The organism is Thioclava kandeliae, assembly GCF_040297545.1.
GTDB lineage: Bacteria > Pseudomonadota > Alphaproteobacteria > Rhodobacterales > Rhodobacteraceae > Thioclava > Thioclava kandeliae.
The window spans coordinates 15,172-37,320 of the sequence record NZ_JAYWLC010000009.1; the positions used below are offsets into that span (position 1 = coordinate 15,172).

Annotated in this window: 21 protein-coding genes and 1 tRNA gene; 7 read left to right on the plus strand and 15 right to left on the minus strand. The window is 63.0% G+C overall.

Annotation, left to right across the window (positions count from 1 at the left end; genetic code table 11):
- Positions 1-30: 30 nt before the first annotated feature.
- The 3 genes from VSX56_RS12120 to gltX form a co-directional block, all read right to left on the minus strand.
- Entirely contained in the window at positions 31-693 is a 663-nt protein-coding gene (locus tag VSX56_RS12120; RefSeq protein ID WP_350937396.1) for an SDR family NAD(P)-dependent oxidoreductase, read from the minus strand.
- A 172-nt stretch (positions 694-865) separates the two neighbouring features.
- Positions 866-2,155, minus strand: coding sequence for a citrate synthase (locus VSX56_RS12125; protein WP_339113042.1), 1,290 nt, complete (start codon positions 2,153-2,155; stop codon positions 866-868).
- Positions 2,156-2,230: 75 nt separating this feature from the next.
- Positions 2,231-3,631, minus strand: a complete 1,401-nt coding sequence (gene gltX / locus VSX56_RS12130) for a glutamate--tRNA ligase (RefSeq protein WP_350937399.1) — start codon at positions 3,629-3,631, stop codon at positions 2,231-2,233.
- A 198-nt stretch (positions 3,632-3,829) separates the two neighbouring features.
- On the opposite strand from gltX, the gene VSX56_RS12135 reads away from it, so the two are divergent.
- A complete protein-coding gene (locus VSX56_RS12135; RefSeq protein ID WP_350937402.1) occupies positions 3,830-5,932 on the plus strand; it encodes a ComEC/Rec2 family competence protein in 2,103 nt (700 codons plus the stop codon).
- Here the strand turns inward: VSX56_RS12135 and lexA are convergent.
- From lexA to VSX56_RS12165, 6 genes are all read right to left on the minus strand, one after another.
- Positions 5,926-6,621, minus strand: a complete 696-nt coding sequence (gene lexA / locus VSX56_RS12140; protein ID WP_339113039.1) for a transcriptional repressor LexA — start codon at positions 6,619-6,621, stop codon at positions 5,926-5,928. The genes VSX56_RS12135 and lexA overlap by 7 nt on opposite strands.
- Positions 6,622-6,719: 98 nt before the next feature.
- Positions 6,720-7,904, minus strand: a complete 1,185-nt coding sequence (locus VSX56_RS12145; RefSeq protein ID WP_350937655.1) for a molybdopterin molybdotransferase MoeA — start codon at positions 7,902-7,904, stop codon at positions 6,720-6,722.
- A gap of 2 nt (positions 7,905-7,906) precedes the next feature.
- On the minus strand, positions 7,907-8,383 hold the full coding sequence (moaC, locus tag VSX56_RS12150; protein WP_350937405.1) for a cyclic pyranopterin monophosphate synthase MoaC: 477 nt from the start codon (positions 8,381-8,383) through the stop codon (positions 7,907-7,909).
- Positions 8,380-9,174 (minus strand): indole-3-glycerol phosphate synthase TrpC, encoded by a 795-nt coding sequence (gene trpC / locus VSX56_RS12155; RefSeq protein ID WP_350937407.1) that lies wholly within the window; start codon positions 9,172-9,174, stop codon positions 8,380-8,382. The genes moaC and trpC overlap by 4 nt, the downstream gene beginning before the upstream one ends.
- Positions 9,171-10,193 carry an anthranilate phosphoribosyltransferase gene (gene trpD / locus VSX56_RS12160; protein WP_339113036.1) on the minus strand — a complete coding sequence of 341 codons (1,023 nt, stop codon included), beginning with the start codon at positions 10,191-10,193 and terminating at the stop codon, positions 9,171-9,173. Before trpD ends, trpC begins: the two co-directional genes overlap by 4 nt.
- Positions 10,194-10,196: 3 nt before the next feature.
- Positions 10,197-10,796 carry an anthranilate synthase component II gene (locus tag VSX56_RS12165; RefSeq protein ID WP_339113035.1) on the minus strand — a complete coding sequence of 200 codons (600 nt, stop codon included), beginning with the start codon at positions 10,794-10,796 and terminating at the stop codon, positions 10,197-10,199.
- 101 nt (positions 10,797-10,897) lie between these two features.
- On the opposite strand from VSX56_RS12165, the gene VSX56_RS12170 reads away from it, so the two are divergent.
- Positions 10,898-12,517 (plus strand): divergent polysaccharide deacetylase family protein, encoded by a 1,620-nt coding sequence (locus VSX56_RS12170; RefSeq protein ID WP_350937411.1) that lies wholly within the window; start codon positions 10,898-10,900, stop codon positions 12,515-12,517.
- A gap of 43 nt (positions 12,518-12,560) precedes the next feature.
- Here the strand turns inward: VSX56_RS12170 and trpE are convergent, their stop codons facing one another.
- The 3 genes from trpE to VSX56_RS12185 form a co-directional block, all read right to left on the minus strand.
- The gene (gene trpE, locus VSX56_RS12175; protein ID WP_350937413.1) at positions 12,561-14,066 is read right to left on the minus strand and encodes an anthranilate synthase component I; all 1,506 of its coding nucleotides are present in this window, start codon (positions 14,064-14,066) and stop codon (positions 12,561-12,563) included.
- 35 nt (positions 14,067-14,101) lie between these two features.
- On the minus strand, positions 14,102-15,958 hold the full coding sequence (locus tag VSX56_RS12180) for a SurA N-terminal domain-containing protein (RefSeq protein ID WP_350937415.1): 1,857 nt from the start codon (positions 15,956-15,958) through the stop codon (positions 14,102-14,104).
- 123 nt (positions 15,959-16,081) lie between these two features.
- A complete protein-coding gene (locus VSX56_RS12185; RefSeq protein WP_350937417.1) occupies positions 16,082-17,263 on the minus strand; it encodes an aminotransferase in 1,182 nt (393 codons plus the stop codon).
- A gap of 265 nt (positions 17,264-17,528) precedes the next feature.
- Between VSX56_RS12185 and VSX56_RS12190 the strand changes: the two genes are divergently transcribed.
- Positions 17,529-17,990: a DUF4174 domain-containing protein gene (locus VSX56_RS12190; protein ID WP_350937420.1), complete on the plus strand. Its 462-nt coding sequence runs from the start codon at positions 17,529-17,531 to the stop codon at positions 17,988-17,990.
- A gap of 40 nt (positions 17,991-18,030) precedes the next feature.
- Here the strand turns inward: VSX56_RS12190 and gpt are convergent, their stop codons facing one another.
- From gpt to fabI, 3 genes are read right to left on the minus strand one after another with little or no spacing between them, the layout of a single operon-like run.
- Entirely contained in the window at positions 18,031-18,537 is a 507-nt protein-coding gene (gene gpt, locus VSX56_RS12195; RefSeq protein ID WP_339113029.1) for a xanthine phosphoribosyltransferase, read from the minus strand.
- A gap of 12 nt (positions 18,538-18,549) precedes the next feature.
- Positions 18,550-19,161 (minus strand): LysE family translocator, encoded by a 612-nt coding sequence (locus tag VSX56_RS12200; protein ID WP_350937423.1) that lies wholly within the window; start codon positions 19,159-19,161, stop codon positions 18,550-18,552.
- Positions 19,162-19,165: 4 nt separating this feature from the next.
- Positions 19,166-19,987, minus strand: coding sequence for an enoyl-ACP reductase FabI (gene fabI / locus VSX56_RS12205; protein ID WP_339113027.1), 822 nt, complete (start codon positions 19,985-19,987; stop codon positions 19,166-19,168).
- A 176-nt stretch (positions 19,988-20,163) separates the two neighbouring features.
- Between fabI and pdxH the strand changes: the two genes are divergently transcribed.
- From pdxH to VSX56_RS12225, 4 genes are all read left to right on the plus strand, one after another.
- Positions 20,164-20,787: a pyridoxamine 5'-phosphate oxidase gene (gene pdxH, locus VSX56_RS12210; RefSeq protein ID WP_339113026.1), complete on the plus strand. Its 624-nt coding sequence runs from the start codon at positions 20,164-20,166 to the stop codon at positions 20,785-20,787.
- A gap of 141 nt (positions 20,788-20,928) precedes the next feature.
- Positions 20,929-21,465 (plus strand): cold-shock protein, encoded by a 537-nt coding sequence (locus tag VSX56_RS12215; RefSeq protein ID WP_339113025.1) that lies wholly within the window; start codon positions 20,929-20,931, stop codon positions 21,463-21,465.
- A gap of 89 nt (positions 21,466-21,554) precedes the next feature.
- Positions 21,555-21,959: a DUF192 domain-containing protein gene (locus VSX56_RS12220; protein ID WP_350937426.1), complete on the plus strand. Its 405-nt coding sequence runs from the start codon at positions 21,555-21,557 to the stop codon at positions 21,957-21,959.
- Positions 21,960-22,043: 84 nt separating this feature from the next.
- Positions 22,044-22,120, plus strand: a tRNA-Pro gene (locus VSX56_RS12225).
- Positions 22,121-22,149 lie beyond the last annotated feature (29 nt).

The window sequence follows — 22,149 nt, forward strand, 5'->3', positions numbered from 1 at the left end:
TGGGCATTCAAGGGCCGGAACGCTGCTGGATCAGGCAGGCTGGGGCAGCAGGCAGTCGATCAGACGCTGTGCCTCGTCACGCGGTCGGGTGAGGGGGGCGCGGTCCTCGCCGGGGAAGAAGCGCGCCCGCAGACCCGTCGGCATGGGGCGCGGCGAGAGGATGCTGACCTTCGGGCCGATCGTGGCGGTTTCGGCCGCCCAAGAGCGGGCGAGGGCGATCTGGGCGGCCTTGGTGGCGCCGTAACTCCCGAAGAATTTCTCCCCGCCATGGGTGTCGTCGAAAAAGACGGCCTGTCCGGTGCGGGCGCGCAGAAGGGGCTCCATCATCGGGATCAGCATGGCCGGCAGTGTCAGATTGATGGCGATGGCCGCCTCCATATCTTTCTGGGCGATATGCGCTGCGGGCGAGAGCGGGGTGCCGTGGATCGCCGTATGGCACCACAGATCTACACCGCCCCAGCGGGTGGCGATGGCCTGCCCCATATGCTGGACCTGCGCGGGATCTTTGAGGTCAAGCGGCGCGAGCGTCGCACGGCCCCCCTTGGCCTGGATGCGGTCATCGAGTTCCTCCAGCGCGCCCACGGTGCGGGCGACGGCCATGATGTGATAGCCACGCGCGGCCAGCGCTTCGGCAAGACCTGCGCCCAAGCCGCGGGAGGCACCGGTGATGAGGGCGAGTCTGTCATGCGGCATCGGGTCGTCCTTATGTTGTGCTCCGCGCCGGAGCCGGTTTCTCTCGGGCCATCGAGGCCCTCGCGAAACCGGTCGGGGCCGCTGGCCCCTCCGGCGTCATCCATCTGTCAGCTACGAGAAAAGGCCGGGAATCTCCCGGCCTTTCCATGATCTGTATCAAATGCAGCTTTGATCAGCGGTCTTCGACGGGCACATAATCGCGTGCGGTCGCGCCGGTATAGAGCTGGCGCGGACGGCCGATCTTGCCGGTCGGATCCTCGATCATCTCTTTCCACTGCGAGATCCAGCCGATGGTGCGCGACAGCGCGAAGATCGGGGTGAACATCGAGGTGGGGAAGCCCATCGCTTCGAGGATGATGCCCGAGTAGAAGTCCACGTTGGGGTAGAGTTTCTTCTCGACGAAATAGGGGTCCTCGAGGGCGATTTTCTCGAGTTCCTTGGCCACCTGCAGGAGCGGGTTATCCTCGATACCCAGCAACGCCAGCACCTCGTCCGCCGATTCTTTCATGACCTTCGCCCGCGGGTCGAAGTTCTTGTAGACGCGGTGACCGAAGCCCATGAGGCGGAAGGGATCGTTCTTGTCTTTCGCCTTCGCGACATATTCCGGAATGCGGTCGACGGTGCCGATTTCACGCAGCATCTCGAGGCAGGCTTGGTTGGCGCCACCATGTGCCGGACCCCAGAGGCAGGCGATGCCGGCAGCGATACAGGCGAACGGGTTGGCGCCCGAGGAGCCCGCGAGGCGCACGGTAGAGGTCGAAGCGTTCTGCTCGTGATCGGCATGGAGCATCATGATGCGGTCCATGGCTTTGGCAAGCGCGGGCTCCACATGATAGGGCTCCGCCGGAACCGCGAAGCACATATGCAGGAAGTTCGACGCGTAATCGAGATCGTTGCGCGGATAGACGATCGGCTGGCCGACCGAATACTTATACGCCATCGCGGCGATGGTCGGCAGCTTCGCGATCATGCGGATCGCGGCGACCTCACGCTGCCACGGATCGTTGATGTCGAGGCTGTCGTGATAGAAGGCAGACAGGCCACCCACGACACCGACCATGGTCGCCATCGGGTGTGCATCGCGACGGAAACCACGGAAGAAGTTGTTGATTTGCTCGTGCAGCATCGTGTGACGGGTCACACGATATTCGAAATCTTCCATTTGCGCCTTGTCCGGCAGTTCCCCGTAGAGAAGCAGATAGCAGGTCTCGAGGAAATGCGAGTTCTGCGCGAGCTGGTCGATGGGGTAGCCGCGGTGCAGAAGCTCGCCCTTTTCCCCATCGATGAAGGTAATTGCGGATTCACAAGACGCGGTCGAGGTAAAGCCCGGATCATAGGTAAAGACGTCAGCCTGTGCATAGAGCTTGCGGATGTCGATGACATCCGGGCCTGCAGCCGGAGAAAGCACGGGGAGATCGTAGGACTTCCCGTCCAGGGTGAGCGTCGCCGTTCTATCAGCCATTGGGTTCCCTTTCGTAATGCCGGCTGGGCCGCGCCGGTCTGTAATTATCCGGTCGAGCCGGAAGGTGGCCCGGCCTCAGGCCACCTGATCATTCAGCCTCGCCACGGTCTCGTCGCGACCGAGGATCAGCATCATATCGAAAACACTAGGGCTTACTGAACGCCCTGCCAGAGCCGAGCGCAAGGGGGCAGCAAGCTTGCCAAGCCCCAGTCCATGCGCCTCTGCGACAGTTTGTACAATTGCCTCCAATTCCTCTCGCGTCCAGCTAGCATTTTGCAACTGCGGCGTCAATTCTTTCAGGATACCACGGTATACCGCATCCAAAGCCTTTTCCGATTTCTCGTCTAGTTCCAGCGGACGCTGGTTGAGGACAAATGCCGCCTTTTCAAGGAGTTCTGGGAAAGTCTTCGCGCGGTCTTTCAGGCAATACATTGCCCGCTCCAGGTCGGCTTTTTGTGCGTCAGAAAGCAGGGGCTGTTCGGCAGCTGCAAGATAGCCGTCAATTTGAGCAACAATATCGGCGTCATTCATCACGGCGATATGCTGACCGCAGATATTGGTGAGTTTCTTGAAATCGAGCCGCGCGGGAGATTTGCCGATTCCGCCCAGATCGAACCATTCGCGGGCCTGCTCGTCGCTGAAAAATTCATCATCGCCATGGCTCCAGCCGAGGCGCGTCAGATAGTTGCGCATGCCGGCCGCCGGATAGCCCATGGCCTGATATTCCTCGAGGCCGACCGCGCCGTGGCGTTTGGAAAGCTTTTTGCCATCGGGGCCATGGATCAGCGGAATATGCGCGAAGGTGGGCACATCCCAGCCCATCGCATTATAGACCAGCATCTGACGGGCGGTATTCGTCAGGTGGTCATCGCCACGGATCACATGCGTGACGCCCATATCATGATCATCCACAACCACAGCAAGCATATAGGTAGGCGTACCATCAGAACGTAAACAGATCATGTCGTCGATCTGGTCATTGCGGATGGTTACATCGCCTTGCACGGCATCCTTGATCACCGTCTTGCCCTCGAGCGGCGCTTTCACACGGATCACGAAAGGCGCGTCGGGATGGGTCGAGGGGTCCGCATCGCGCCACGGGCTGCGGAAGAGGGTGGATTTACCCTCGGCCTTGGCGGTGTCGCGGAAGGCTTGGATCTCGTCCTGGGTCGAGAAGCACTTATAGGCCTCGCCACGCGCCAGCATTTCGTTGGCCACTTCGGCATGGCGGGGCGCGCGCTCGAACTGGCTGATCGGGTCGCTGTCGAAATCGAGGCCCAGCCAGTCGAGCCCTTTCATGATCGCCGCCGTGGCCGCATCGGTCGAGCGCTCGCGGTCGGTATCCTCGATCCGCAGCAGAACCTTGCCGCCCATATGGCGGGCATAGAGCCAGTTGAAGAGTGCGGTGCGCGCGCCCCCGATATGCAGGTAGCCGGTCGGCGAGGGGGCAAAGCGGGTGACGATCTGGTCGGACATCGTGAGGGCCTTTCGAGGCGCCATTTAGCGCGCATTAAGCATTTGGAAACCATGTTGCCTGACCGTGGTCGGCGTAGGGTTCCGGTTTCTTTGCGTCGATGAATAAGAGGCACAGCCCGGAAGGACAAGGGTTCGAGCCATCACGCAGGGGCAGCCCGGCCAAATCTTTCGGGGTTTTCTACGGGGCATGGAGGCGTGATGAGCGAGGTTTTCTCGCAAGATCATATGGCTGAACGGGAGAGCCGCTGGTATGCGAGGGCACTGACGGTCCTCGGGCATGCCTCGATGCAGGCCTATCTGCAACTCATGCTCTGGCTGCCGCTGGGGTTGGGGACAGGAATCGGGCTCTGGTTCGGGCTGAAAACCGAGCCGGACGCGCCGGTTTATCTCATGGCAGGGGGCATCGTCGCGCTTGCACTGCTCGGGCGCGGGCGATTGCCAGTAGCACTATGGTTTCCCTGTGCGATGATCGGGGTGATGGCGCTCGGTTTCTGTTTTGCGGGGCTCAGGGCGCATCTGGTGGCCGCCCCCGTGCTGGACTTCCGCTATTACGGCACGATCGAGGGTCGGGTGCTCTCGCTGGATCGCAGCGCCTCGGACAGGCCGCGCCTGCTGCTGGACCGGCTGCGCCTCGACAGGGTCGCGCCGGAGCGCCTTCCTGCGAAGGTGCGGGTCTCGCTGCACGGAACACAGGACCATCTGGCGCTGCGCCCCGGCCAGCGGGTGATGCTGACAGGCTACCTGATGCCGCCGCCGCCCCCTGCTGCCCCCGATGCCTTCGACTTCCGCCGGATCGCCTTTTTCCAGCAGATCGGCGCGGTGGGTTATTCCCGCACCCCGGTGATGCTGATCGATCCGCCGCAAGGGGCCGCATTGCTGGCCAACCGTCTCCGCGAGCGGCTGTCACGTCTGATCCTCGCCCATCTGCCGGGACAGAACGGGGCCATCGCCAGCGCCATCCTCACCGGTGACCGGTCCGCGTTATCGGAGAGCACGAACGAGGTGATGCGCGCGGCCAATATCTATCACGTCGTGGCCATCTCGGGTCTGCATGTCGGCTTGTTGACGGGGCTCGTCTTTGCCTTTGTGCGGCTTTGCCTTGCGGGGCTCGGGCGACCCGCGCTGCTATGGCCGAGCCGCAAGATCGCCGCCGTTGTCGCGATCCTTGCGGCCAGCGCCTATCTCTGGCTGTCGGGCGGGCAGGTTTCCACCCAGAGGGCATGGGTGATGGCGGCGGTGATGCTGGGCGCTGTGATCTTCGACCGGCGCGCGCTCAGCCTGCGCAATGTGGCTCTGGCGGCGATCGTCATCCTGATGGCCACGCCTGAGGCACTCCTCAATCCGGGGTTCCAGTTGTCCTTTGCGGCGACCGTCGCGTTGATTTCGGGCCTTGCGCTCTGGGCAAGGCTCGCACCGCGCCTGCCGCATGTCCTGCGCGTGCCGATCGGGTTCGCCTCCAGCTCGCTGATCGCAGGGCTGGCAACAGCGCCACTGACGGCAGCCACCTTCCATCGCATGGCCGATTACGGGCTCGTCGCCAATCTTCTGGCGGTGCCTGCGATGGGGATGGTGATCATGCCGGCGGGGCTTCTGGCGCTGGCGCTGGCGCCACTGGGTCTGGGCGGACCAGCCTTCTGGCTGCTGGGGCTCGGAACCGGCTGGCTGCTGGGCGTGGCGCGGATGGTGGCGGGGTGGCCCGGCTCTGTCACCGCCGTCAAGGCGCCGCCCGAACTGGTTGTGGCGCTCCTTGGAGCGGGGGCGGTGGTCTTTATCCTCTCGCGCGGGATCGGGCGGGGGGGCGGGGCGCTCGCTCTGTGTCTTGCGGCGCTTATATGGTGGCAGGTCCCGCGTCCGGCCCTGATCGTTGCGCCCGAAGCCGAGCAGGTCGGATTGATGACCCCTGCGGGGCGGGCGCTCTCACGCGACGGGGCGGGGTTCGTGGCAGGGATATGGCTCGAGGCCGATGGGGATATGGCGGGGATCTCGGAGGCGGCGTCCCGTCCGGCTTGGGCGGGAGACAAAGGCATCCGGCACAGCCATTGGCGTAGTGTGGATCTGGTCCACCTGACCGGTAAGGCCGCGCCCGATCACCTATCCGAGTATTGCCGGGACGGAGCACTGGTGATTATTGCGGCGGAGCTGCCACCTGATCTGCCGCGCGATACCGTGCAATGCCGGATCTGGGACAGGGCGCGGCTGGCGCAAACGGGGGCGGTGTCATGGGGCGAGGATGGGTCGCTGACCTCGGTCCGCGAAAGGGTCGGGCGCAGGCTCTGGACCACGCCCGAGCTTTATCAGTAGTTGCGGATCAGCCCGACAAGCCGCCCCTGCACACGCACCTGATCACCACGCAACATCCGGGTCTCATAGGCGGGATTGGCCGCCTCCAGTGCGATCATGCCACTGCGGCGATAGAAGCGCTTGAGCGTTGCCTCCGCCTCATCTACCAGCGCGACAACGATCTCGCCATTCTCGGCGGTGGATTGCTCGCGGATCACGACGATATCGCCATCATTGATCCCAGCCTCGATCATGGAATCACCCCGCACCTCCAGCGCGTAATGACGACCCGCTCCGGCCAGCATGCTTCCCGGCACCGCGACATTATGCGAGACCTCGGAGATCGCCTCGATCGGCACACCCGCCGCTATCCTGCCCATCACCGGCAGCTCCAGCGCATGCACCGCCTCGAGATCCATCGCCTTGGCGGGACGTTCGGGGCGGCCACCGTCTATCACCGCGGGCGTAAAGCCGCTATCACGCTGTTTTTCTTGCGTCTCCGGCATCTTGAGCACTTCGATGGCCCGCGCCCGGTGCGGCAGACGGCGGATGAAACCACGTTCTTCCAGCGCTGTGATCAGCCGGTGGATCCCCGATTTCGAGCGCAGTTCCAGCGCGTCTTTCATCTCGTCGAAAGAGGGCGGAACGCCGTCCTGCTGCAGACGCAGATTAATGAAATTGAGCAATTCCAGTTGTTTGCGAGTCAGCATCTGGGTCTCCGACGAAAATCTAAGCGCGTGTCAAGTCATGTTCGTTTAAAGTTCTACCTGTGTTCCTGTTCCGTGTCAATTCCGGAACGGGATTTTGCTTAGATCAAAGGGAGATAGGAGACTTCATCGCCTTGTTTGAAAGGCCCTTCACCACGTTCACAAATAAGTAAGGCGTCTGCCTGCGCCAGAAGGGACAGCATCGCGCTGTCCTGATTGGTGAAGGGGGTGATGCGGGGCAAGCCGTCCGCTTCCTCCAGCGTCGCGCGCATGTAATGGGTGCGCGGACCGGTCGGGCCGAGGTCGCAGCCCAGAATGGCGCGCAGCGGTTCTTGCCGATGTGCACGGCCCTGCATCTTGGCCAACATCGGTTTCAGGAACAACTCGGCGCAGACCGTGGCCGAGACCGGATTGCCGGGCAGCCCCAGGAGGACCGCATCACGCATGCGTCCCGCCATCAGCGGCTTGCCCGGACGCATGGCGATTTTCCAGAAGCTACGCTCGAGGCCCAGCTCTGCGGCCACCTCGCCCACCAGATCATGATCTCCCACCGAGGCCCCGCCCGAGGTGACGATCAGATCGGCTCCCTTGGCCAGATCGAAGACCAAGCGCAGGCTCTCGCGGTCATCCGCGGCGATCGGCAGCATCCGCGCGATGCCCCCCATCGCCTCGACCTGGGCTGCCACGATGAAGCTATTGGAGGAGAGGATCTGGTCTGGGCCCGGAGGATTGCCGGGCATCACCAGCTCGTCGCCTGTCGCGATGATCGCGACCACCGGTTTGCAATGCACCGTGACATTGGCCACATTCATCGCCGCCAGAAGTCCCAGATCGCGGGGCGTCAGCGGGCGTTCGGGATGGAAGAGGGTGCCCTGCGCGAAATCCTGACCTTTGGGCCGGATATTGGCATTGGTGGACAGCTCTGCGGCAAGCGTGAGCCCGCTTCCCTCACGGGTGGTGTTTTCCTGCAGGACCACCACGCCGCCCTCGCGCGGCACGGGCGCGCCCGTAAAGATGCGGATCGCCTCACCCTGTGCGATCTCGCCCTGATAGCTGCGACCGGCGGCGGATTCACCTACCACGTCAAGCTGTGCCAAGGGCAGATGGTCGGCGGCGTCCAGCCAGTAGCCGTCCATCGCCGAGGCCGAGAACGGCGGTTGGGTCAGGCCCGCATGGGCCGGCACGCCCATCACGCGGCCAGCGGCGGCGCGCAAGGGCACGGTCTCGAGGGGCAGGGGCGAGACCAGCGCGAGCACCCGCTCGAGCGCCTCCTCGACGGGGAGCAGGCTCATGCGCCCACCTCGTAGCGGCCCGATTTGCCGCCATCCTTCAGCACGACCTCGATCCCCTCGATCCGCATGGATTTCTCGACCGCCTTGAGCATGTCATAGACGGTCAGGCAGGCTGCCGAAACGGCGGTCAGCGCCTCCATCTCCACGCCTGTCTGGCCGGTGGTTTTGACGGTGGCCTCCACCCGCACACCGGGCAATGTGTCGTCGGGCACCAGATCCACCGCGACCTTGGTGATCGGCAGCGGATGGCACAGCGGGATCAGATCGGCGGTGCGTTTGGTGGCCTGAATGCCCGCAATCCGCGCGATCCCCAGAACATCCCCCTTTTTGGCTGTGCCCTGGATCACATAGGCCAGAGTCTCGGGCGCCATCACCACATGGCCACGCGCCACAGCCACGCGGGCTGTGACGGGCTTGTCCGAAACATCGACCATATGGGCCTGACCGGCGGCGTCGAAATGCGACAGGCTCATGCGCGGGCCAGCAGGGCTTTGGTGGCAGCCGCCACATCGTCCTGACGCATCAGGCTTTCGCCGATCAGGAACCGGCGCGCCCCCACACCCGCCATATCGGCCATGTCTTCGGTGGTGAAGATGCCGCTCTCGCAGACCAGATCGCGGCCTTCGGCGAGGATCACCGGCGCCAGCTCGCGGGTCACATCGAGCGTGACGTCGAAGGTTTTGAGGTTGCGGTTATTCACCCCCATCAGGGGCGATTTCAACTTCAATGCGCGGTCCAGTTCCTCGCGGTTATGCACCTCGAGGAGCACATCCATGCCATAGTCAAACGCCGCAGCCTCCAGCTCGGCGGCCTGACCGTCCTCGACGGAGGCCAGAATGATCAGGATGCAATCGGCCCCCCAGGCGCGGGCCTCGGTCACCTGATAGGTGTCATACATGAAATCCTTGCGCAAAGCGGGCAGCGAGCAGGCCCCCCGCGCCTGCATCAGGAACTCGGGCGCACCCTGGAAAGAGGGCGTATCGGTCAGCACCGACAGACAGGCAGCCCCACCGTCCTCATAGGCTTTGGCAAGGCTCGGCGGGTCGAAATCGGGGCGGATGAGGCCCTTGGAGGGCGAGGCCTTCTTGATCTCGGCGATCAGGCCATAGCCTGCCTCGGATTTCGCAGCCAGCGCCTTGGCAAAGCCACGGGTGGGTGATTGCGCACGCGCCTCGGCCTCGATCCCCCCCAGCGGGCGGGCCTGTTTGGCGGCGGCTATTTCTTCAAGCTTGTAGGCCTTGATCTTGTCCAGAATGGTGCTCATGCCGTGGCCTCCTGCGTGATCTTGGCAAGCGTATCAAGGGCGCGCAGGGCGGCCCCGCTATCGATGGAATGGGCGGCAAGTTCGGCGCCCTCTTTCAGGGTCGTGGCGCGATCCGCCACCACGAGCGCTGCGGCCGCATTCAGCACAACCGCATCGCGATAGGCGCATTTCTCGCCATTGAAGATCGCGCGGAGGGCTGCGGCGTTCTCTGCCGCCGTGCCGCCCACGATATCGCGGAACCGGTGCACCGGCAGGCCCGCATCCTCGGGATGGATCTCGAACTCGCGGATCTTGTCGTTTTCGAGCGCGGCCACGGTGGTCACACCGGTGATAGTGATCTCGTCGGTGCCATCCGAGCCATAGACGAGCCATGCTTTCTCGGAGCCCAGCAGTTGCAGGGTCTCGGCCATCGGCCAGATCAGATCGGGAGCAAAAACACCTGTCAGCTGGCGTTTGACACCTGCGGGATTGGTCAGCGGCCCGAGGATGTTGAAGATGGTCTTGCAGCCCAGCTCGGAGCGGACGGGCCCCACATGGCGCATGGCAGGGTGGTGGACCTGCGCCATCAGGAAGCCGATGCCCGCCTCATTCAGCGAGCGCTGCGCCGCCTCCACGCCGGCCATCACATTGATGCCCAGCTCGCCCTGCACATCCGCCGTGCCCGATTTGGACGAGGCCGCGCGGTTGCCATGTTTGGCCACCGGCACGCCGGCTCCCGCCACCACAAAGGCCGTCGCGGTCGAGATATTGAGCGTGTGTTTGCCATCGCCACCGGTGCCCACGATATCCATCGCGCCCTCGGGCGCATGGATCGGCACACAGGCCGCGCGCATGGCGGCCGCGGCCGCGGCATATTCGCTCACGCTCTCGCCGCGCGCGCGCATGGCCATCAGGAGCCCCGCGATCTGGGCGGGCGTGGCCTTGCCCTCGAACAGGAGCGTGAAGGCATGTTCGGCCTGCGCACGGCTAAGCGGCCCCTCGGAGGCCGCAAAGATCAGCGGTTTCATCGCATCGCTCATCGCTCAGGCCTCTTTCATGTCTTTCAGCGTGACACCGGCATCCTCGAGGAAGTTGCGGATCATCTGGTGGCCATGTTCGGAGGCAATGGATTCGGGGTGGAACTGCACCCCCTCGATCAGCTTCTCCTTATGGCGCAGCCCCATGATGGTGCCATCTTCCAGCCATGCGGTGACCTCGAGACAGTCGGGCAGGGTAGCACGGTCCACCACCAGTGAATGGTAGCGCGTGGCCTGAAGCGGCGAGGGCAGCCCGCGGAACACGCCTTTGCCGTTGTGATGGATGGTGCCCATCTTGCCATGCACGATCTCGGTATGGCGCACGACATCGCCGCCGAAAGCCTCGCCGATGGTCTGCTGGCCGAGGCAGACGCCAAAGAGCGGCAGGTCCGCCTCATAGGCCGCCAGCGTCACAGGCACACAAATCCCCGATTGTGCGGGCGTGCCCGGACCGGGCGAGAGCACCAGTGCCTCGGCTCCCATGCCCATCGCGTCTTGCGTGTTCAGCGCGTCATTGCGCACGACCTTCACATCCGCGCCCACCTCGCCGAAATAATGCACCAGATTATAGGTGAAGCTGTCGTAGTTATCGATGAGAAGTAGCATATGCTCGCCTAACGCCTTCGGGCCGGAACCGGGGAAGCTTTTGGGTCACGTCCGCGCAGGCTTTGCACGTCCGAGCCGATTTCCGGGGTGATCCGGGATGGATGTCGCGCTATAGATGCCCGCAGCGTGGCGCGATGGTCAAGGGCAGGACCCATGATTTCCTGCATCCCGCCCGCGAGATTGGCAAGAACGAGGGAGTTTGCCTTATGGTGCGAGGCCTTTTGTCCGGTGTAGCAGTTGGCGCGATCGTGTCGGTGCTGGGTTTGGGCCTTGTGTCGCTCATTCTGCCGCTGGACGGGCTACAGGCCGACGATGCCCCTGCCAGACAGGCCGCACAAGCACCCGTGGCGGATACGCCCGTTCAGGGCCATGCCCTGCAGGACAAGGAGAACGCCGCACCTGAAGAGGAAATGGCGCCCGATACCGCGCCCGTATCGCCGCTGGCCGCGCTCGATGATTCGACCGATGCGCCCGCCGGTTTTACCGCCGGACTTGCCGCTGCCCTGCCGGATGCCGCCCCCGATATAGCGCCTGACTTGGCACCGGAGCGCGCGCCCGATCCCCGCCCCGCGCCGCAGGCCACACGATTGGCACAGGTCGTCGGTCCCGATGCGGGGGAGGTGGAGGATTTCACCGATCCGGGCGCGCGTCCCGAGGCGGGCCTGAGCGCGCCCGATACCGCTGGCACTCCCGCGACCGGCGATGAGGCCGCCAATATGCCCGGGAGCATCGAGCAGATCCCCGTTCCGCCACCCGGCGAGGCCGTGGCCCCCGATCTGCCGATGGCCGAGAAACCGGTCGATCCGGCGATCACCCCCGAGGGCGATGACGGCACCAGCGCGCTCCCGTCCGGAACCGCCTCCGAGATCGTGCTGCTGCCCGATGGCTCGCAGGTCCTGCCGGATGGGCGGGTCGAAAAACCGCGGGTCTTTGCCGCAGGCGAGGGGGCGGGGCTCCGCGCCGATCCCGATGTGGCGACGGACCGCCTGCCGCAGATCGGTGCGGGGGCCGCGCCGTCTGCTGCCGCCCCGACCCCCGACGCCAGCGCATGGAAAACCAATCGGGCAGCGTTCGAGCGGCCCGAGGGCGCGGCGCTCTTCTCGGTGGTGCTGATCGATAGGGGCATCGCCAGAGGCGGTCTGGATCAGGACACGCTTCTCAGCCTCGGCTATCCGCTGACCATCGCGATCGACCCCGCGCGGTCGGATGCGCGGGCGGTGGCGCAGGCGTATCGGAGCGCGGGCTACGAGGTCGTTATCCTGATGACGGGGCTGCCTGCCTCACCCGTGGTGCAGGATCTCGACACCGCGATGGAGGCATGGCGGCAGGCCGTGCCGGGTGCGGTGGCGCTGGTCGAACCTGCGGCACCTGTGGTGCAGAACGACCGCCAACTCTCGCAGCATCTGCTGGAGCTGGCCGAGCGCGACGGTCTGGCCCTGATCACGCAGGACCGCGGTAGCAATTCGGCTTCCCAGCTGGCGCATAATGCCGATTGGCCCGAGGCGAAGATCTGGCGGGTGCTCGATGACGGGCGCGAGCGGGCAAGCCATATCGCCCGCGAGCTGACCCGCGCCGAATTCGAGGCGAAGCGCGACGGGAAGACGGTGGTCATGCTAAGCGCATGGCCGGAATCGGTGGCGGGCCTGCGCGACTGGGCCTCGGGCGCGCATGATGACGTGGCACTGGCGCCGGTCTCGGCGCAATTCGATACGCAGGACTAAGCCAGACAGCAAAAAGGCCCGCGCGCTGCGGGCCTTTCGTTGTTCAATTGCCGCGATGGGCGAAGAGACCGGCATCCTCGGCCGCCTTGCGCAGGGCCTTGGATTTATTGACGGTTTCCTCGTATTCCGCCGCCGGATCGCTGTCATAGACGACACCGCCCCCGGCCTGGATATAGAGCGTCTGGTCCTTCACCACCGCCGTGCGTAGCGCGATGCACATATCCATCTCGCCATTGGCCGCGAAATAGCCCACGCCGCCGCCATAAATCCCGCGCTTCTCGGGTTCCAGCTCGTCGATGATCTGCATCGCGCGGACCTTGGGCGCGCCCGACACGGTGCCCGCAGGCAGCCCTGCCAGCAGCGCCGAGAGCGCGTCATGCTCGTCCGAGATCTCGCCTACCACATTGGAGACGATATGCATCACATGGCTGTAACGCTCGATGATGAATTTCTCGGTCGGATGGACAGTGCCGATTTTCGACACACGCCCCACATCGTTGCGCCCCAGATCCAGCAGCATCAGATGCTCGGCCAGTTCCTTCTTGTCCGACAAGAGATCGGCTTCCAGCGCACGATCGGCCTCGGGCGTCGCACCCCGCGGACGGGTGCCCGCGATGGGACGGATCGTCACCTCGCCATCGCGCACCCGCACGAGGATCTCGGGCGAGGCGCCCACGATCTGGAACCCGCCGAAATTCAGATAGAACATGAAGGGCGAGGGGTTGGTGCGGCGCAGCGAGCGATAGAGCGAGAAGGGCGGCAGCGGGAAATCGGCCGACCACCGCTGGGCGGGGACGCATTGGAAGATATCGCCTGCACGGATATAGTCCTTGGCCTTCTCGACCGCGGCCATATAGCCCTCGCGGGTGAAGTTCGAGCGCAGCTCGCCCACGGCAAAGTTCTCGCCCATTTCACGGGGCTGGTTGGGCGTGCGGTCCAGATCGCGCAGTGCGTCCATTACCCGTTCGGCGGCCTGCGCATAGGCGGCCTTGGCCGAAAGGCCCGAGCCGGTCCATGCGGGCGCACAGAGGATGACCTCTCCCTTCACGCCATCAAGGACGGCAATCACCGACGGGCGCATCAGCACCGCATCCGGCACGCCCAGCGGATCGGGGTTCACATCGGGCAGTTTCTCGACCAGACGGATCATGTCGTAGCCAAGATAGCCGTAAAGGCCGGCGGCCCCTGCAGGCAGGTCTTTGGGCATGTCGATGCGGCTTTCCGCAATCAGCGCGCGCAGGCTGTCGAGCGGGTGACCGTCGAGCGTCTCGAAGGTCTCCTCGAAACGCGCCGAACGGTTGATCCGCGCGGTCTCGCCACGACATTCCCAGATCACATCGGGTTTCATACCGACAAAGGAATAGCGCCCGCGCACCTCGCCACCGGTGACCGATTCCAGCATGAAGCTGTTTTTCGACGCATCGGTGAGTTTGAGCATCAGCGAGACGGGCGTATCGAGATCTGCCGCCAGACGCGCATAGACCAGTTGGTTCTTACCGTCTTGCCAGCCGGAGTCGAACGCCTCGAAAGACGGGAATAGGGCAACCATGTCGAACCTCCTCAGGCTTTGGGTAATGGGTGGCGTCAGCGCATCTGCGCGTTGACGCCGTTGATGGCGGTGGAATTCATCTGCATGCCATCCTCGTTCTGGATCGCGGTGGCATAGAGATCGACCATGTCACCGGCCAGCGATTGCGAGACCTGATTGCGCAGGTTCTCCACCATCTTGGCGGTCGCATCGTCTTTCAGATCGGGTTTGGTGATCTTGACGGGGCGCACAACGAAGACCTTCTCGCCATCGGTGACCTTGGCGGCCGCGTTCAGATCGAGCGTGAAGGCCTGTTGCAGGGCGGCAGGCGAGAGGCCCTTGACATAGGCGCCCCGCGCCAGATTGCCGCTTTCGGTGGTCAGAAGCCCGGTGGCCGAGAGTTGGGTGTCGGGTTGGTCGGTGACGGCTTTCACGGCCTCGTCGGCACGGGCCTGTTTGGCCTCGAGAAGCTTCTCGGCTTCCCATGCCGCCTGCACCTGATCGCGGGATTTGTCGAAGGGGATCACGGCGGCGGGCGTCGTGCCATCGAGGCGCATTGCGAAGAGGCCACCATCATCCAGCTCGGTCAGCTCGGCGAAATCGTCGGATTTGATCTGCGCTGCGGCCGTGCGGAAGGCATCATAGCCCGCGATGCCATCGGAGCTGTCCTCGCTATACTCGATGGTGCCCAGCTGCATATTGGTATCCTTGGCGATATCCTCGAGCGTAGCACCGCCTGCAACCTCATCCTCGAGCTTGCTGCGCTCGTCCTCGATCATCTTGCGGGCAGCGGCGTCGCGGGCGCTCTCGCCCAGCTCGCTCTTCACCTCGTCGAAGCTGCGGTTATTGGCGGGCAGAACCCCGTTCACACGGTAAAGGGCAGGGCCCAGATCGGTCTCGACGGGGCCGATGACCGCGCCCTTATCGGCGGCAAAGATCTCCTTGCCCGCATCGCCCAGATCATCCTCGGCCATATCGCCCATATCGGTATCCTGCAGCGTCAGGCCACGATCCTTGGCCAGCGCCTCGAAATCCTTGGAGCCATCATCAAAGGCCGCACGGGCGGCTTTGGCGGCATCCATATCGGGATAGACCAGACGGTCGAGCAGACGGCGCTCGGGCTGCTGGAATTCCTCGATGCGGGAATTGTATTCGGCTTTCAGGTCGTCGTCAGACAGTTTGACCTTGTCGGCCAGCATGTCGGGCGAGATCCAGACATAGGTGATCTTCTTGGTCTCGGGCGACATGAAGTCATCCGAATGATCGTCGTGATATGTCTTCAGCGCGTCCTCGGTGGGGGCGGGCACAGGCTGGGTCAGGTCGGATTTGGTGACCTCGGCCCAGGCCACGCTGCGGGTCTGGCCCATATATTCGGCGTAGGCATTCACCTCGGCATCCGGTGCATGGACGCCCGACACAACGGCGCTTTGCAGGATCGAGCGCGAGACCTCGGCGCGCAGCTTCTGCTCGAATTCGCGCTCCTTCATGCCCTGATTGCGCAGCGCCATCTGGTAGGTGTTGCGGTCGAAATCACCGGCGGCATTCTGGAAACCCTGAATTTGCTGGATCTGCTTGGCAAGCTCGTCATCGCTGATCGAGATGCCGATCTTGTCGGCGGCGTTCTCGAAGGCGGCCTGACCGAAGAGTTGGCCCTGCACGCGGCGGTCCAGACCATACATCTCGAACTGCTGGAAGCTCATCGCCTGACCGGTCTGTTGCTGCATCTGGTTCTGTTCGCGCTGCAGCGCGCGGGCATAGTCATTGGTCGAGATCTTGGTGTCGCCCACCGAGCCGATCGAGCCGGTGCTTGTGCCGAAATTGCTGGCAGAGAAGCCGATCAGGCCAATCACGATCAGTCCGAGCAGAATCCAGACCACGGTATTCTTGCCATGGGTGCGCAGCTTGTTTGCCATCAGTTCCTCCGCCCGGGGGGCATGCCTGTCAGTGTGTTGGGTGGTGTTTAGGCGCAACTCATCAAGCCCGCAAGCATTCCGGCCCTGCAAGGCCGTCTGCTCGCGGGGAATTCAGAGTTTTCCTTAGAGCGAGACGGTGCTCAGCCGGTCCATCAGGGTCGAAATACCTTGTGCATCGACATTGGCAAAGGCGATGCGGAACTGGCGTTTGCCCGAGGCATCGGTTTCGGGCATGAACATCGTTCCGGGCAGCAGGAGGACGCCGGCCTGTCTGACCAGCTCGCGGGCCGCATCGGGCGCATCGAGCGTGAACGGATGCTCGACATAGGCGAAATAGGCGCCACAGCCCATCAGCCGCCAGCCGTTGAGCCGTTTGAACCCCTCGACCATCGCCTGACGGCGGGCAAGGATCTCGGCGCGTTCGCCCGCGACCCAATCGCCCAGATTGCGCATCCCCCAGAGCGCGCCGATCTGGCCCAGCTGACCTGCGCAGATGGCGACGGTGTCGAGGAATTTCTCGACCTCGGCCAGACGCGCCTCGGAGGCCACCATCGCGCCGACGCGGTGGCCGGTCAGGCGATAGGCCTTGGAGAAGGAATAGAGATGGATCAGCGTGTCGCCCCAATCGGGATCGGTGAACAGTTCATGCGGGCGGGTCTCGCGGCTGTCGAAATCGCGATAGGTCTCGTCGAGGATCAGCGCAATCCGGTGGTCACGCGCCAGATCCATGAAGGCCTGCACAAGCGCCGGCGGATATTCCACCCCGCCCGGATTATTGGGCGTGATCAGAATGATGGCACGGGTGCGCGGGGTGATCAGGGCGCGGGCTTTCTCGGGGTCGGGCAACAGATCCGCACCGGTGGCCAGGGGCACGGCCGTGACCGAGGCCATATCGCACCACATCTTATGATTGAAATACCAGGGCGTCGGCAGGATCACCTCGTCTCCCGGTGCCGCAAGCGTCGACATCGCGGCGGCAAAGGCCTGATTGCAGCCCTGGGTGATGGCGACATTGCTGTCCCTGATCGTGCCGCCATAGGCTTTGGACCATTGGGCGGCCAGCTCGGTGCGCAGCTCGGGCATCCCCAGCACGGGGCCGTAGAGATGCGCTTCGGTCTGCGTCATCGCCGCATCGGCAATCGCGCGGCGCAGCCCTTCGGGGGGCGCGGCCACGGGCGCTGCCTGCGAGACATTGATCAAAGGGCGATCTGCGGGGAAGGTCACACCCTCGAGCCAGCGCCGCGCCTCCATCACCGGCGGAGCGAAAGTGGCGGCCATGGGCGGAGCAAGGGGCGTGAGTGTCATCTTATCCTCGTAAACTTGCGCATACCTGAGCAGCTTGCCCCCGTAAGCACAAGGCCAAGTGCCACCCGTTCTGCGCATTTTTTGCCCATGTCGGTAGCGCCCTCGCGTTTTTCCGAGAAAACTCAAATTGAAAATGAACAATTCGGGCTTTTGTCACGTTGTGATGACAGACTTACCTGACGTGAGTGGCCATGATGTGAGTCGCCGCTGCTTGCTGGTCAGAGCCCCGACGGAAGATAATTTGGAGCCAATTCGGAGATTGCCCATGCCTCATCTACCCAATGCCGCACGCCCGATTGCCTATGCTGCCGCTGTCGCCGCATCGACTTGGGGGATCATGTCCGCTGTCGGTGGGGCAGACGCGCAGCAGGCAAGCAATTTTGTAACCCTGACCAGCACCAATGACAGCCTTGACGGGTTGCGCTGGAAGGCCCGTCCGGTGATCGTGCTGGCCGATGATCCTGCCGATCCGGCCTACAGGATCCAGATGACCAATCTGAAATCCGCAGCCTCAGAACTTAAGGATCGGGACATTGTGGTTCTGTCCGAGGCCGATGGATCAGCCTCCGCGCTGAGGGACGCGCTCGGCAACCCCGAGGGATTCCGCGTTGTGCTGGTCGGTAAGGATGGCGGGATCAAGGTCAATCAGAACAGCCCGCTGGGCGTCAGCGAGCTGTTTTCGACGATCGATGCCATGCCAATGCGCCAGCGTGAGATGAAGGGCTGATTTCCTGACTACAGTCAGGAAATAATCTCAGTCGAGCGTCTCAGGCATCCGTGCCGCGATAGGGCTCGACATATTGCAGCGCCATATCCCACGGGAAGAAGATCCATGTATCCTGGCTGACCTCGGTCACATAGCTGTCGACCATCGGCACACCCATCGGTTTTGCGTAGATCGTGGCGAAATGCGCCTTGGGATAGAGCGTGCGCACCAGTTCCAGCGTGCGGCCCGTATCGACGAGATCATCCACGATCAGAACGCCTTCACCATCCGCGCCCATGATATCGGCCTGCGGTGGCTTGATCACATGCGGTTCGGTCCGGGCCTGATGGTTGTAGCTTTTGACAGAGATCGTATCGACGGTGCGGATGTCCAGCTCGCGCGCCATGATCATCGCGGGCACGAGCCCCCCGCGGGTGATGCCTACAACTGCCTTCCAGTTGCCCTCGATCGGGCCCTTGCCATCCAGACGCCATGCCAGCGCGCGGGCATCGCGGTGGATCTGGTCCCAGCTGATATGGAAGCCTTTTTCATGGGGCAGGCGGGTCATGAGGGTATCCTCTCAGCTAATGGCGAGTTTGAGGCCGAGCAGGCCAAGGAGACCGCCAAAGACGCGGTCGATTGTGGTTTTGAGATCCAGATAGGCGCGGCGCGTGCGTTCGAGCGAGAAGATCCGCGAGACGATCACATTCCAGCCCGCATCATTGAAAAACACGATGCCGATGATCGCGACATAGACCCAAGGCGGGGCCTGCGGCGGCACGAAGGTCAGGAATATGGTCCCGAAGAACACCGCGGGTTTGGGATTGGCAAGTTGTGTGGCGATCCCGAGCCAGACCAGCCCTGCTGCATTGCGCGGGGCTTCGGTTTCGGGGAGATCGGCCAGCGGCTCGGACGCATGGCGCCACATTTTGATCGCCAGATAGATCAGATAGACCGCACCCGCGAATTTCAGCGCGGTCAGCAGGGCAGGCGCCACCTTGAACAGCAGCGCCAGCCCGAAGAGCGCGGCAATGGCCCAGATGCAGGCACCGATCCCGATGCCGACCGCCAGCCAAGTGCCGCGCAGGAAGCCTTCACGCAGGCTGGTCCGGGCGCAGAGCAGGACCGCCGGACCGGGCGAGATCGCCGCGGCCAGATGGACCAGATAGATCGCGCCCAGAACCCCGAGCACAGGCTCAGTCCTTGCGCTTGGTGGTGACGTCGATATCGGGCGCGTCCACGGCCTTCATCCCGACGACATGGTAACCCGCATCTACATGCAGCGTCTCGCCGGTGGTGGCGGTGCCCAGCTCGGACAGCAGGAACAGTGCGGCCTTGCCGACCTCATCCTGCGTCACGTTGCGGCGCAGCGGCGAGTTCAGCTCGTTCCATTTCAGGATGTAACGGAAATCGCCGATCCCCGAGGAGGCCAGCGTCTTGATCGGACCGGCCGAAATGGAGTTGCAGGTGATGCCCAGCTTGCCCACATCTTCCGCGATATATTTGACCGAAGCCTCGAGAGCCGCTTTGGCGACGCCCATCACGTTATAATGCGGCATGACCTGTTCGGCACCGTAATAGGTCAGCGTCAGGAGCGCGCCGCCATCGGGCATGATCTCGACGGCACGACGGCACACAGCGGTGAAGGAATAGACCGACACGTCCATGGTGACGCGGAAGTTCTCGGGCGAGGTGTCGACATAACGGCCGCGCAGCTCGTTCTTGTCGGAGAACCCGATGGCGTGAACGAGGAAATCGATCTTGCCCCATTTCTCTTTCAGCGATGCGAAGAGCTGGTCGATGGACTCGCCATTCGAGGCATCGCACTCGACGACCGTATCGCAGCCCAGCTGTTCGGCCAGCGGATCGACGCGTTTTTTCAGCGCTTCACCGTGATAGGAGAGGGCGAGTTCCGCGCCTGCATCCCGAAGTTGTTTGGCAATGCCATAGGCGATGGATTTATCGTTCGCCAGGCCCATGATCAGGCCGCGTTTGCCTGCCATAAGGTTATTGGTCATGTCAGGTTTCCCCCGCTTCCCTCTGATATGTCGGATTGCATTAAGAGAAACGCAACAAAAGAACAAGGTGCAGCGCTTGCATTCCGCGCCCTTGCGCGCAAGTTGTGGCATGGTATCCGCGCCTCGGGGCTTCATGCCCGCTGCAGCGGTAATAAAGATGGACGGAGGATGACCCGATGGGGGATCGCGAGGGAATTTTTGCGGGCAATGACCCGTTTGCCATTGCAAAAACATGGCTGGCCGAGGCCGAGGGAACAGAGATCAACGATCCCAACGCGATCGCGCTTTCGACAGTCGATGCGCATGGTCTGCCCAATGCGCGGATGGTGCTCCTGAAGGAGATCGAAGGACAAGATGCCGCATCTGGCGGGGCCTTCGTCTTCTACACCAATTACGAATCACGCAAGGCGCAGGAGCTCGATCATGCGGGTAAGGCCGCTTTCGTGATGCACTGGAAGTCCCTGCGCCGCCAGATCCGGGTGCGCGGGCTCGTGTCGCGCGAGGATGGTCCGCAGGCGGACGAATATTACGCCTCACGTTCGCTGAAATCCCGTCTGGGCGCGTGGGCGAGCCGCCAGAGCCAGCCCCTTGATAGCCGCGCGACGCTGATGGCCGAAGTGGCTAAGATCACCGCCCTGAAAGGGCCGAACCCCAAGCGCCCGCCGTTCTGGGGTGGCTTCCGTATCCTTCCGCTGGAGATTGAATTTTGGGCGGATGGTGCATTCCGTTTGCATGACCGTTTCCGCTGGGAAAGATGTGACGCAACGTCAGATTGGAGCGTTCAGCGTCTAAATCCTTGAATTTCGCGCTTCGTGAATTGCGAATGAGGTAAAATAATCGTTTTTTTTCGGAAACAGTTACGTTACCTGTAGGGTATGGGAGCACAGGCTGCATTGGGCCATGCAGCGAGGTGTCTGGTTTATTCGACGGATCTATTACACATGATTGACGGTGTGCATGACTTGAGCGAGCTACGCGGTAAAGTGAAGTGGTTCGATCCAGCCAAAGGCTTTGGGTTTATTCTTGATGGGGAAGGTGGGCCCGACATCCTTCTCCATGCCAATGTATTACGGAACTTCGGACAGGGGTCGGTCGCCGATAATGCACTGATTTCTGTCAGGGTGCAGAAAACGCCGCGCGGGCGTCAGGCGGTCGAGGTATTACAGATCGAACCGCCGGAAAACGAAGATGACGTGCCGCCGATCGAGGATCTCGATGGCACCGAGCCGGCGGATCTGGAAAATCTACCGCTCGAACCGGTTCGTGTGAAATGGTTCGACAAGGTCAAGGGCTTCGGCTTTGCCAATGTGTTCGGTCGGTCCGAGGATGTCTTCATCCATATCGAGGTTCTGCGCCGGTCGGGATTTGCCGATCTGGCTCCCGGCGAGGCGGTCTGCCTCAAGGTGATCGAGGGGCGGCGTGGCCGGATGGCGGCGCAGGTTCTCGCATGGGAAAACGGTGTGCGGGCACAAGCATGATTTTCCGGCCCGGTTCTCTGTGCGCCGCGCTGGTTGCTCTGGCCTGCTATCATAGCGGGCCGGCTGAGGCCGCTGGGATTTCCTGCGCGTTGGACCGTGCCGTTTTCAGCGAGAACGGTAAGCAGCTCGATAGCTTTGATATCGAGCTGGCGACAACGGTCAAGGAGCGGGAGCGCGGTCTGATGTATCGCGAATCCATGCCGGAAGATGCGGGAATGCTTTTCGTCTATCCTGACGAAGGCCCGCGGTCGTTCTGGATGCGCAACACGCTGATTCCTCTGGATATGATCTTTATCGATGCCGCCGGCATGGTGGTCTCCGTGCATGAAAACGCTATTCCCGGAGATCTGACTCCGATCTCCTCGGGGGCCGATGCGCGTTTCGTGCTGGAGCTGAATGGGGGCAGGGCGCGGGCGGACGGGATATCGCGCGGTACCGTTTTGTCGCATCCGATGATTGCGCGTCAGGTGGCGCTGCGCCCCTGTAGCGACTAATTTCCCCGTTCGGCGCGGGAGAGGATGTTTATTCGCATCTTACCTCTTCCCCTTTTCGAACCGAGCGGTTATCAGGGCAGCAGTCGGGGCGTAGCGCAGCCTGGTAGCGCGTCTGTTTTGGGTACAGAAGGCCGTGAGTTCGAATCTCGCCGCCCCGACCACTTCCTCTCCTTCACCATGAGATCCACTC